At 52.3% G+C, this 12,869-nt stretch carries 8 protein-coding genes; 6 read left to right on the top strand and 2 right to left on the bottom strand.

Features of this window, described 5'->3' with window-relative positions:
* Positions 1–81: 81 nt before the first annotated feature.
* Positions 82–2,172: an FG-GAP-like repeat-containing protein gene (locus tag VMY05_00040; protein ID HUV29465.1), complete on the bottom strand. Its 2,091-nt coding sequence runs from the start codon at positions 2,170–2,172 to the stop codon at positions 82–84.
* 601 nt (positions 2,173–2,773) lie between these two features.
* Positions 2,774–3,607: a PhzF family phenazine biosynthesis protein gene (locus VMY05_00035; protein ID HUV29464.1), complete on the bottom strand. Its 834-nt coding sequence runs from the start codon at positions 3,605–3,607 to the stop codon at positions 2,774–2,776.
* A gap of 286 nt (positions 3,608–3,893) precedes the next feature.
* Here VMY05_00035 and VMY05_00030 point away from each other — a divergent pair, with 286 nt between their 5' ends.
* The 6 genes from VMY05_00030 (at position 3,894) to VMY05_00005 (ending at position 12,341) form a co-directional block, all read left to right on the top strand.
* The gene (locus VMY05_00030) at positions 3,894–4,790 is read left to right on the top strand and encodes a LysR family transcriptional regulator (protein ID HUV29463.1); all 897 of its coding nucleotides are present in this window, start codon (positions 3,894–3,896) and stop codon (positions 4,788–4,790) included.
* A gap of 707 nt (positions 4,791–5,497) precedes the next feature.
* Positions 5,498–7,549: a DUF5916 domain-containing protein gene (locus VMY05_00025; GenBank protein HUV29462.1), complete on the top strand. Its 2,052-nt coding sequence runs from the start codon at positions 5,498–5,500 to the stop codon at positions 7,547–7,549.
* A 430-nt stretch (positions 7,550–7,979) separates the two neighbouring features.
* Positions 7,980–8,513 (top strand): flavin reductase family protein, encoded by a 534-nt coding sequence (locus tag VMY05_00020; GenBank protein ID HUV29461.1) that lies wholly within the window; start codon positions 7,980–7,982, stop codon positions 8,511–8,513.
* A 233-nt stretch (positions 8,514–8,746) separates the two neighbouring features.
* Positions 8,747–9,217: a DinB family protein gene (locus VMY05_00015; GenBank protein ID HUV29460.1), complete on the top strand. Its 471-nt coding sequence runs from the start codon at positions 8,747–8,749 to the stop codon at positions 9,215–9,217.
* A gap of 1,019 nt (positions 9,218–10,236) precedes the next feature.
* Positions 10,237–10,980: an MBL fold metallo-hydrolase gene (locus tag VMY05_00010; GenBank protein HUV29459.1), complete on the top strand. Its 744-nt coding sequence runs from the start codon at positions 10,237–10,239 to the stop codon at positions 10,978–10,980.
* 59 nt (positions 10,981–11,039) lie between these two features.
* A complete protein-coding gene (locus tag VMY05_00005) occupies positions 11,040–12,341 on the top strand; it encodes a S28 family serine protease (protein HUV29458.1) in 1,302 nt (433 codons plus the stop codon).
* Positions 12,342–12,869: the final 528 nt, after the last annotated feature.

Below are 12,869 nucleotides of genomic sequence, written 5' to 3'. Positions count from 1 at the left end.
TACCGCTTCTTGAGTGAGTCCTGCGGTAATCCCCGGCAAGCTGCATTCAGTTTCGCAGGTCGGCTTATCGCTGGCCGTCCCCTATTGACACTCCGCCGGCGGCGTGTGGCTGATGAACAGGTAGTCGATCAACCCCGTCAGATCGCCTATGTCCACGACTTCTCCCGGATCCCCGTCGATATTCGCTTCCGGCAGGCAATCGGGCGGTTCGTTGGGCGGGATGAAAAGGTAACGAATAAGATATGTGAGGTCACCGATATCCACAATCTCACCCGGATCACCGTCCACGTTCCCGGTGATACCCGTGCAACAGGACGAGACCAGCAGGTTGAATAGAATGGAAACATTGTCAGACTCACTGTTAGCGACCGCCAGGTCATTGTCACCGTCCCCGTCAAGATCAATCGAGAAGACAGAGACCGGATAATCTCCTGCGCCATAGTCGACCGGCGTTTGAAACGTCCCGCCACCGTTGTTCCTTAAGACAGACACATTGTTAGCCGTATAATTCGCTACCGCCAGGTCATTGTCACCATCTCCGTCAAGATCAATCGAGAAGACAGAGTACGGAGTAACTCCTGCGCCATAGTCGACCGCGGTTTCAAACGTCCCGTCACCGTTGTTCTTCAGTATGGAAACATTGGCAGACGCATAGTTGGCTGTCGCCAGGTCGTTGTCACCATCACCGTCAAGATCAATCGAGAAGACAGAGACCGGACCACCTCCTGTAACATAGTCGACCGCGGCAGCAAAGGTCCCGTCACCGTTATTCTTCAGAATGGAAACAGTGTCAGATGACACATTGGCTACCGCCAGGTCATTGTCGCCATCCCCGTCAAGATCAATCGAGAAGACAGAGACCGGAGAATATCCTGCCCCATAGTCGACCGCGGTTTGAAAGGTCCCGTCACCGTTGTTCATCAGGACAGAAACATTGGCAGAGTAATTGTTGGCTACCGCCAGGTCATTGTCACCATCTCCGTCAAGGTCAATTGAGAAGACAGAGTACGAACCATCTCCCGCGGCATAGGCAACCGCGGTTTGAAACAGCGTGTCACTGTTATTCATGAGAATGGAAACATTGTTAGAGCCCGCGTTAGCTACCGCCAGGTCATTGTCACCATCCCCGTCAAGATCAATCGAGAAGACAGAGAACGGACCATCTCCTGCGCCATAGTCGACCGCCGTTTGAAACGTCCCGTCACCGTTATTCTTCAGAATGGAAACACTCTGTGAGCCCGCGTTCGCTACCGCCAGGTCATTGTCGCCATCCGCGTCAAGATCAATCGAGAAGACAGAGTGCGGACCATCTCCTGCGCCATAGTTGACCGCCGTTAGAAACGTCCCGTCACCGTTATTCTTCAGAATGGAAACATTGTCAGAGTATAAGTTCGCTACCGCCAGGTCATTGTCACCATCACCGTCAAGATCGATCGAGAAGACAGAGTACGGATAATCTCCTGCGCCATAGGCGACCGCCGTCTGAAACGTCCCGTCACCGTTATTCTTCAGAATGGAAACATTGGCAGACATATAGTTGGCTGTCGCCAGGTCATTGTCACCATCCCCGTCAAGATCGATCGAGAAAACAGAGCTCGGGTAATCTCCTGCGCCATAGCCGACCGCGGCCTGAAATGTCCCGTCACCGTTATTCTTGAGAATGGAGACATCGTTAGAGCCCTCGTTCGCTGTCGCCAGGTCATTGTCACCATCCCCGTCAAGATCAATCGAGACGACAGAGCGCGGATCATCTCCTGCGCCATAGTCGACCGCGGCCTGAAATGTCCCGTCACCGTTATTCTTCAGAATGGAAACATTGTCAGACCCATAGTCAGCTACCGCCAGGTCATTATCAACATCCCCGTCAAGATCGATCGAGAAGACAGAGTGCGGCAAAGCTCCTGCGTCATAGTCGACCGCCGTTTGAAAACTCCCGTCACCGTTATTCTTCAGAATGGAGACATTGTAAGAGCCCATGTTCGCTACCGCCAGGTCATTGTCACCATCCCCGTCAAGATCAATCGAGAAGACAGAGTGCGGACCATCTCCTGTACCATAATCGATCCTTTCGCCGAACAATGGTTCATCGGCCAGGGCATCAGGTATGACCGGTACCATTCCCACCATCATCCACAGCGCCAGGATACACCCTGATCTGAGTACGTTTTTCATCTTTATCTCCCCTGGTGTTTTGTTTTCTGCAATGCAACTCAGACATTTAGCGTCGTGTTTCAAAACGCACCCGCCCCCACAGCAGGGATTCTCCAGCCCCTCAGCGTGAAGTGGTCAATTCCGCTGCCAGGTCGAGTGGTGGACAGCAGGTTGATCAGGGCCGTAGATGACGCGTTAATATAGGCACTATGGACCAAAAAGTCCACGATATTTCAGGCCGGGGAACTCTGGCCTGCCGGCCATTTTCCCTGCGCGACCGGCCAAACCGGTCTCCGAGGAATGCGCAAGAGATTGCATGATTCCAGGAGTTGTTTCCGCAACGACTGTCTTCTTCGCACAGTAAGGGAGTCCAATGAAGATCAAGCGCCCCATGAAACGGCGCCCCCCCTTTAACACCCCGCCCCATATGCCGTAGCTACCGATGAATTCACACCGAGCGAAAACAGCGTCGGATGCACTGAGATAAACGGTCCCCCCATAGCTGGGCCCGAGATTATCCCGCAGGCGGCAATCCTGAAAAGTGGGCCGCGAGCATCTCCTTCACCAATCCGACATATCGGGCCGCAAGGCAGGGTGCTCAGGAAGCATTTCTGCGCCTCCATCACACTCCGTTTTCAGCCACAGGACTATTGGTGCTAGCCACGTCCGGGAGAAGCTTGATTCGAAACACGGTGAGGGCATTGCCGGTGAGCAGAACCCTGTTCTCACGCAGGGTTACGAATACATCACCCGTTCTGGTAGACGCCTGGTGGGCGCAGATGGTGTTCCGACCAAGCCTCACCCCCCAAAACGGCCCCAGGCAGCAGTGGGCAAAGCCCGTCACCGGATCCTCGTTGATCCCAATACAAGGTGCAAAGAAACGGGAGACAATGTCATACTGAGGTGAAGAAGCTCGGCTTGACAGGATGACGGGGCGATCGGCTACTCGTGCGAGCGCAGTATAATCAGGTCGGGCGGACCGGACATCGGTCTCAGATCGCACTTGCACCAGGTAATGCTGATCTCCCATGCCAAACCACTCACCTGCCACCCCGAGTGCCTCCATCAATCCATCCGGTGGATCGGCCTCAACCGTAGGTATAGCGGGGAAATCGACAGTAATCGATCCGTTGTCCCACTCGGCGGTCAATTCCCCGCTGTTCGTGAAAAACCGGATGCGGCGTGAGCGCGGCAGGCTCTCGGTCTCCCAAAGAACGTGCGCACTCCCTACAGTAGCGTGACCGCACAAATCCACTTCCGTTTGCGGCGTAAACCACCGCAGGCGAAACCCTTCTCCCTCCGGATAAAGAAATGCGGTTTCGGACAGATTCATCTCAGCGGCTACATCCTGCATCCAATCCACACTTGCAGGCCCCTGAAGAATACATACCCCGGCAGGGTTGCCATGGAAATACCTGTCCGTAAAGACATCAACTTGATACAGATCCTGGTCCATGTGGTTGTCTCCTTTGCTATCCGCCGCCCGCCCGGCCTTTGGTCTTCGAACCCGATCAAGTTTCTCCTCTGCCGGCTACAACTCAAGCCCGGAGGCAAAAGAACCTCAAGAGTCCGGAAGCACCTGAGCCAGGCACCCGCCAGTAGTGATCGCTCAACGACGGCTCTTTTCAATAATTCCTTTTGTATAATACGAGCAGAAGATGTATAATAACACTGTAACTTTTTCATGATTCCTATTACACAGGGTTATATACCCCGGAGATTATGATGACAGGAGACTGAACGTGGAAATAAGACATTTGCAGCTTATTAAGACTCTCGCCCAGACCGGTACACTTACCGCGGCAGGCAAGACACTCTACCTGACACAGCCTGCACTCAGCCGCCAACTCCGCGCTGTCGAAGATGAGTTTGGTCTGGCTCTCTTTAACAGGATCGGCAGACGGATGACCCTTACGCAGGCGGGGCAGATACTTAACCGAGGAGCCTGCAAAATACTCTGCGAATTACAAAAAATCGAGAATGACGTGAATGCCATTAGCCATGGGCGCGGCGGCATGCTGAGACTGGTGACCGCATGCTACACGTGTTACCATTGGCTTCCTAAAATCCTGGAGGCATATAAAAAAGAATTCCAGGGTGTCGAGATTAAGATCCGCCTCGCCGCAACTGCTGATCCTTACAATTCTCTGCTTGATGGTGAGCTTGACATGGCCCTCGTGAATCGAGTCATATCGTCCAAAGATCTGCAGTATCAGTCTCTTTTCGAGGACGAGGACGTTGTTATTGTTCGCAACGATCACCGCTGGGCAAGTAGGAAGTTCATTCTGCCTAAAGACCTTGCCGCCGAGAATCTCATAGTTTTTGAAAGTAAGTTGGAAGAAAGCAATCTATTCCAAAAGGTACTTACACCTGCCGGTGTCACGCCGAAAGAGGTGGTCACGCTGCCTATGACGGATGCAATCATAGACATGGTTAAGGCCGGCCTGGGGATAACTGTTATGGTCCGGTGGGCGGCAACACCTTACTTGAGGTCCGCAAGATTGGTTCCTATCCGTCTCACCAGAAAAGGTGTCAAGCGAACCTGGTATGCAATGACTCTGAAAGATCCGAACCGTCCCGGTTACATACAAGGTTTTATCGATCTGCTTCGAGACAATCTGGGCTCCGGCCTGGAGTAGTTGGCTCATCTTTCTCGTCGGTGCGGTACTTGAACTGTCCAGGTCGGGAGTCGGCCGGGACGGTTCTCACTGTCCGTTCGCAGCGAGCCTCTAACGACATAACACATCTCCTCCTTTTCGACATGCGAAGGCCAGGGTACGACGTCACCTGTCACTGTCGTGAAGTTCACATAGACATCATTCACTTCACCAATGACTCCGGGTGGCAGGAACTCAGATATCCGGAGGAACGGCCCCTGTAAGTTGCGCGCCAAAGGAGTCACGTCTGAGAATTGCAGCGATATATGACGAAGCATCATGGATACTATAGTATAATTGCATGAGACTTATAGCACTATCTGGCGTATGCTATAATGCACGAGCGTTAAGCGAAGTACCCGGTGAGCGCAATGACGGCAGCGTTTGGTTTTACGAACGTTCAGCAAAGCGCCGGAACAATGTCGGCGATGTGGCAAGGAGTTGTACATATGAGATACTCAGGTTGGCTTCTCGCGGCGTGCTTGGCGGGGCTCTTCGTCTGGTCTCCTGCCCCAACGCACTGTGAAACGGTCAACGACTTCAGCCCTGTCTTTCAACCGTCCCTTGAGGCTGCCAGAGCGCGCGGGAATATTGAGATTGACGGTCATCTGGACGATTCGGGTTGGCAAAGTGCCGCGCTGGCAGCGAACTTCGCAGAGCGCTATCCAGGCGACCGGACGAAACCTCCTGTGGAAACTGAGGCTTACCTAACCTATGATGGCGACAAGCTGTACATCGCCTTCGTCTGCCACGACGAGCCGGAGACCATCCGGGCTTCCTTATGTGAGCGTGACAAGATATTCAGCGACGATTATGTCATGGTGGGTCTGGACACCTACGGAGACGCCGCTTGGGCATATCTGCTGTACGTCAACCCCCTGGGTATTCAGGGAGATGTTATGTGGGCCGCAACCGGCGGCGAGGAAAGAGGCTTCGATCTTATCTGGGAGTCAGCAGGTATAGTCACTGATTCCGGTTACCAGGTAGAAATAGCCATTCCGTTTGCATCCCTCAGGTTTCCGAACAGGGATAACCGGGTCTGGAGGTTGGATTTCTGGCGCATTCATCCGAGGGAAACACAGGCCGAGTACGCCTGGGCCGCCTACGACCGTGATGAGAACTGCTGGCCCTGCCAGTGGGGAACAGTAAGCGGCATTGCGGGAGTATCACCCGGACGGGGGATTCAAATAACCCCGAGCGTGATCGCATATCAGTCGGGACGGGTTGCCGGGACCGGCGAGGTTAAATCTCCGTATGAATTCGTGAACGATAATCCGGATGGAGAACTTTCGGTATGGGGTAAATACTCTATATCCTCCAGCGCCACTCTGGAGGCTGCAGTAAATCCGGACTTCAGCCAGATCGAAGCCGATGCCGGACAGATCGACGTGACCACGACATTCACGCTCTTTTATCCGGAACGCCGTCCGTTCTTTCAGGAGGGTAGCGACTTGTTCCGGGCCGCCATCCGTACTGTCTATACACGCATGATCAACGACCCCGAGCTCGTTGCGAAGGCAACCTTGCGCTCCGGACGCACCAGCGTGGGGTATCTGCTGGCTCGAGACCGGATATCACCAATCGTATTGCCGTCCGAGGAGCGGAGCGATTATCTGCTCGCAGGAAAGAGCACGTCGAACGTGATCAGAATCAGGCAATCTGTTGGAGAAGGCTCCGAGGTAGGCATGATTGTCACGGACCAGAGATTCAACGGAGGTGGCTCCGGTTCTTCCGTTACACTGGACGGACTTTTCCGACTGGCTCCGACGGTTCGGGCAAGGTACCATCTTGCGGCCAGTCACGTAACCGAACACGATGATCCCGGCTTGACCGGCGAGATTGCTGACTCAGATTCTACATTCGATAAGCGTTATACCAGAGCAATGGATGGAGAGTCATTCTGGGGACAATTCGACTATGCTTACCTGGGCTGGTGGACAAGCAGTTGGAACGCCTCACTGGCTTTCGAACAGGCTGCCCCAACCTTCCGACAGTACCTCGGATTCGTACCGCAGAATGACTATCGTGCCGTGAACTCCGTCGTTGGCTATTTCCATCGCTTGCCCGCGGGGCCCTTTGAAACAATCAATCCACATATCAGTTTGTTTGGAGAGTGGAATTTCGACGGCAAACCGAAGTACAGAATGCTCGAATTGAACCTGTGGACCCGTCTCAGAGTAGCCCAGGCGGGATTCTTCTCGCAATACGCACGGACGGCGGAGAACTTCGGGGGTATTCAATCCGACGACAGCTGGCACATCTATCAGGACGCTAGTGCTCAGCTTGGGAACCTGCTGCAACTGGAAGCGGCTGTGACCTGCGGGCATGGAATAGCTCGACGTTATTTGACGATGGCCAAGACACTCGATCTCAACCTGTCGGTAAAACTGAAGCCGTACGATCGCATCTTGCTGCAACAGTGGCTGGATTACGCTCGAGGTCTTCAGCTGGATTCGGATGAGGAGCTGTATAACGGGTTTATATACCGTACGCGCATGGATTACCAGGTATCGCGCCGGATGGCAGGGCGCCTGGCGATTCAGTATGATGACTTCATCGACCAGTGGTCCATTGAACCACTCCTGACGTACAGGCTGAACCCGTTCTCGGTATTCTATATAGGATCAACCTACAACTACGAGGAGCTTACCCGGGAGAACACGAGTGGACACATATCTATCTCGAACAGGCTTGCATCCAGACAGTTCTTTGTCAAGATGCAGTATTTGCTGCAGATATGAGGCAACGGATAGTCCAGTACGGTGTGTCAGCTTTGACCAGTTGTCAATCGATACTATCAGCGCCGCGATGCTGAGTGTTTCTATATCTGATCACATACTGCAGGCCTGGCGGACGCTTCATTCTCAGGGAGATGTTCGACGATGATCAGATTCAGAAACCCATCGTCGTATGCGTAGCCATAGTCGGGCCGGGGTTGTTCAACGCCGCTCATATTGCGCAACAACTGTGTACAGACCGGCGGTCAAAAACAGTGCTGAGAGCTATATAAATGGTGTGCATGCTAATGATGATTACATTGCACGTGACTTATACGACAAATCACGTTAGCATATAGGTATACTCGGTTGTCTGCTATGGAAAAGCAAGAGACTGAGCGTAAGCCGAATTGGAAATAGTCCACGCAAGGTCCGCAGCCATAAAGGAGAACACGTGAAAAACGAATATGACAGGCATCAGCTCTACCCGCTTCCTGCTGTCTTGGTAGGGGCGCTCGTTGACGAACGGCCCAACTACCTGGTGATAGGCTACATCTGTCCGTTTGCGTTCGGTCGTTATATCTTTCTCAGCATGTACCGAAAACGCTATACATTTGGCGGAATCAGGGAGCACAGGGCGTTCAGTGTGAACATTCCTTCAGAAGCACTACTCCGGGAGATGTATATCTGCGGGTCCAAGTCCGGCCGCGATTACGACAAGAGCAGGCTTTTCGATACGTTCTATGGCGAACTGAAAACGGCGCCGATGATTACGCAATGCCCCATCAACATAGAGTGTAAAGTCACTGAGATCATCACCCGTGAGGAGGGTGAAGGGGTCATTGGCCGCGTTATCAAGTCGTATGTTGATGAAGAATGTCTCACTGAGGGTGAACTGGATATATCAAAAGTTCATCCACTCCTCTGGAGCCAGGGTGCGGGAGACAACTTGTACTACGGCCTCGGACCTCCCCTCGATCGTTCTTGAAAAGACTGACTTGTCTGTCGTTTCCGTGGCATCGCGCGCGAAATGCAGGGGCGGGAGAGATTCCCGGAGAGGGTGAATGTAAGTTGCCGGTGCCGGAAGACATCGGATTGAACGCGGGCAAACCGAGGAAAGCGTGAAAACTATCTCGTTGTACGGAACAAGAATCGATAACGGAACTCACTTACCTGTGCTCGCACACAGCTGAATGAAAGGACCTGAGGATGAACCCGAACATGAAATCCATCGCGACGCTGTACCAGATTAACTCTGACCTGTTTCGCAAGGTTCTGGAGATGGCAAATTCTTCTGATTTGCACAAGCGTCCGTATGATAAGGGAAACTCGTTTCACTGGGTAGTTGGTCACCTGACGGCGTATCGTTTTGTCGTGGCTCGACTACTTGGAATCAAGGATGAATTCCCGGACGCGAGTCTGTTTCAATATGGGGCAGAACCAGGCGATCCGGCCATCTATCCGAGCCTTGAACAGATCGAGAATGAATGGGAAAACATAACTACGAAGATGCATGCCCGGTTGCAGGAGGTTCCTGACGAAGTACTGGCCGGAGAGTCACCGTTCGAAATGCCCGGCGTTGAAAGGACGGTTGGGTCCATAGTGGGCTTCATGCAACTGCACGAAAGCTACCATATTGGACAGTTAGCCTATATCAATCGGTTACATGGCTGCGAGCGGCTGATGGGGTAGATTGAATCGCATCGTTCGCCGGCCGAATCCGCGACGCCACTGATCTGTATCCTCAGCCTGGCTGTGAAGGCGCAGCAGAACCCTTCAGCCGCCGGTAGAGGGATAGTTGACACCAGAGAGCCCACTCTCCCTGGGAGAGGCAACTCGAGTCGGAGCCTGACCCGGGTACCGGGAGTATGGTTCTCTGTGATACGGACTGTGCGCCGGTAACATTGACCGCAGCATCAGGGTGGGCAGAGCTAAAGTGCACTATACGAGACTTGATTTGACAGTCATTTACCTCTAAGGGTTTTTGGTTCCACCGCCCCAAAACAATCTGGCGGAGAGGCAGGGATTCTCCAAGGGGCGTTCGTGTAACCCGTTGGGGTGCAGTAAAATACGCCGTAACCGGCTTAACAGGATAAATATAGGTTTTGTTGTCTCTTTTTGTCTGGTTTTGTCTGGTTGTGTTTCTTTTTGTCCCCCGTACTCACAGGATGGACACAGACCGACTCACGGGCAGAGCTGACCGAGAGAATATCGGTCAAGGTTGGACATGACAGCGACAGAGAACACGGCAGTACATTCGGTGCAGTTGCGCAATGCGGATCACAATGATTAAAGCTTCCACCAAGCATGGCGCAGCGGCTTGGAACTCAGCCGGGCAGTACCACGCCTCATTATTACATGAGTTCAGGTCTCGTCAAGTGGCCCCGACCTCACTCTCCCCGAACTTCTATGGAATTCAACTTTCGAGCATGCATTAGGTATACTACAAAGAGTGGAAGTCGTTGGAAGGGAATAAGGTGAAGTGTAACACAATTATCTCTTCAACGTATTAGTAGATAAGAAAGCGGAAAAGAGGATATAGAAAATTGAGATCTAAAACAATTTGTGCTGTGATTCTGGTTTCCGCCATATTGGGTCAATCCATTTACGCACAGAAGGATGATTTCCCGGTTTTAACAGGCCCATATCTTGGCCAAAAAACGCCGTGGGCCTCTTCCTTATCGGGACAGACCGCGACTCAAGAGCCTCTCGTGTTGACCTACGTGGCCAACATGGGCGTTCTGGTAAGCTCGGGTGATTCCAAGGTCATGATCGACTGCCTCTTCGATAAGCCGAAGTTGTACCGTGTTCCCACACTCGAGACGCTCGACAGTATGATGAAGGGGGAAGCCCCCTTCGACAGTGTCGACCTTGTGCTCGTCACGCACAAACACCGGGATCATTTCGACGCTGCCCTGGCGGTTCGCTACCTGGAGTCTCGTCCTGAGCCCGTCCTCGTGGCGCCGTCGGACGCGGTGGACGAGATGCGCAACGTCGCGTCGGACTGGTCGAGAATCGCCCCGCGGATCATCTCCGTCGACCTCGAGGTTGGAGAGAACGTCAAGAGGGACGTGGCGCGCATCCCCCTCACCATCGTTCGAACGCTCCATGGCAACGAGAAAGCACCGATGAACCTCATGTATTTCATCGAGGTCAACGGCTGGCGGGTGTTCCACCAAGGGGATTGGATGGGGAAGCCTGATGATTTCCTCAAATTCGGACTGGGAACGGTTCCGATCGATCTGGCCGTTGTTGGGTACGCTTGGCCGCTGAGTCCGAATCCTTCGTATCCTCGCTTCCTCCAAGAGGTCCTCAGGCCGAACCACATCGCCTTAGGCCACCTCACTATCAAGCTTGAAAGCGTCGCGGACAGCAAGATCGACAAAGTCCGGCAGTACTACAAGGACATCTTCGTTCTTCTGCCCGGCATGCCGGCTAAGCTCTTTTGGAAGTAATATGGCTAATAGGGGAATATGCGATCGATGACAAATAGCGCTCACAAAAAGGTTTGACAATGACAGTAAATGTAATTCGTTTTGTTTGCCTCTCTATTCTGCTATTCAAGCTGACAGTTCCGTGTCCGGGACAATGTCAAGAACATTCCGCTGACCTATTTGACAGGTTAAAGGCAATTAATGGTGTATATGTTAAGAGAATTGAGGCCCTTCCCGGTTTTATTGAGGGATTTGAGTTGGCATTTGTTCAACCTTTGGATCATGGGAATCCCAAAGGAGCGAGATTTACCCAGCGCGTATTTCTTTCGCACCGCGACTTCTCAAAACCTGTCGTGTTGGAAACCGAGGGGTACGGAGTTTCTTGGCCCAAGGAGCGGGAAATGGCAAGAATACTTGATGCCAACCAGGTCATCGTTGAACACAGATACTACGAGTCATCAAAGCCCAATCCGGTGAAATGGGAATATCTTACATCGTGGCAGGCCGCATCGGATCTTCATCTGGTAGTAGAGACTCTAAAGGCAATTTATCCGGGGAAATGGATTTCATGCGGTAGGAGTAAAGGCGGTATGGCTGCGCTTTTTCACCGGGCAAACTACCCACACGATGTGGATGCGACAGTCGCTTGGGTTGCCCCAATCATGTTAGGCCCTATCGATCCGCGTTTCGAGAGTTTTATGAGTTCTATTGGCGATGAGCCGACTCGAGAAAAGACTAAGCAGTTTCAGAGAACCTGCCTGGCGAGAAGGTCAGAACTACTTCCCATGCTGAAAGAGCTGTCGATGAACCAGAAACTGAGTTTTGCCCTCGGCCTTGACGAGGTTTTTGAATGGGCTATTATCCAATTCCCATTCTCGTTCTGGTCGGGTGATCGAAGAGGGTCGGATATTCCTCAACCCGATGCGCCAAAAGAGCAGCTTTTTGGATTATTGAGTGGTTCATTCACAAGGTTTACAGAACGCCAAATGACGTACAATGCGGCTCTTTACTATCAACAATTCACGGAGTTGGGCTACCATGGCTATCCGGTAGCTCACATGGTGGATTTGCTGCAGTGGGTTAAAGATCCAAACTTTTCGATCTACGTTCCAAAGGATGCCCGGAACGCAACGTTTCGAAAGGATGTTATGCCAACAATTCTGAACTACCTTCAAAACGAAGGGAATAACATTCTCTATCTCTACGGTGAATACGACATGTGGACTTCGTGCGCAGTAGAACTAACAGGAAACACCAATGCAGTCAAACTCATTGCCAGGGATAAAGGACATGTATTTAGTATAGTAGATTTTGGGTTGCCAGAAAAAGAACAAATATATACAGCCCTCGAGGATTGGCTGGGAATTGAAATACGAAGATAGAAATGAAAATAAATACAAAAAGAATAGACTAACATGAGAATTCGAAATACTATTACCGGTTTGCTGCTCACGTTTGTTATGACGGTGAACGCCTAACAAGTCGAGTTCCCAAAACTCACCGGCCCATACCTTGGCCCCAACCAATAGGATCGTTATTTCACAGGAGTCGGCCGAGGTGAGGATCAGGTCGCCGGCAAACCACATTCCCGGAGTGGCCGGTCGCAGGCCACCTCTAACGGCATGAAGCTGATAAACAGGTGATCAATCAACCTCGTCAGATCGCTGATGTATACGATCTCGCCCGGGCCATCGCCCGTGTTGCCACGCCACCATTGCGGTTCAATGGCCTCTTGAGTTGTGTGCTTGGATGAAAGCCCGTCAGTAAGTGTCTGGTGAGAACCTGCAGATGCGACGAAGATCAGACCTTACGATGCCACCGCTTTAAGGATCATACCTGGTACCCGGCTCGATGTCAAGCCACGCCTTGATATTTCGCAGTCCGGTCTGGGAGTCCTGCGGACTCGCTCG

Source organism: Acidobacteriota bacterium (genome assembly GCA_035529075.1).
Lineage (GTDB): Bacteria > Zixibacteria > MSB-5A5 > GN15 > FEB-12 > DATKXK01.
Note: the sequence above shows the minus strand (reverse complement) of the source record. Positions and strands in the feature narration are given on the sequence as shown.

What these genes read in the sequence shown, in the direction of transcription:
- VMY05_00040 (HUV29465.1), bottom strand. Translation starts at nt 2,172, where the DNA reads ATGAAAAACGTACTCAGATCAGGGTGTATCCTGGCGCTGTGGATGATG.
- VMY05_00035 (HUV29464.1), bottom strand. Translation starts at nt 3,607, where the DNA reads ATGGACCAGGATCTGTATCAAGTTGATGTCTTTACGGACAGGTATTTC.
- VMY05_00015 (HUV29460.1), top strand. Translation starts at nt 8,747, where the DNA reads ATGAAATCCATCGCGACGCTGTACCAGATTAACTCTGACCTGTTTCGC.
- VMY05_00005 (HUV29458.1), top strand. Translation starts at nt 11,040, where the DNA reads ATGACAGTAAATGTAATTCGTTTTGTTTGCCTCTCTATTCTGCTATTC.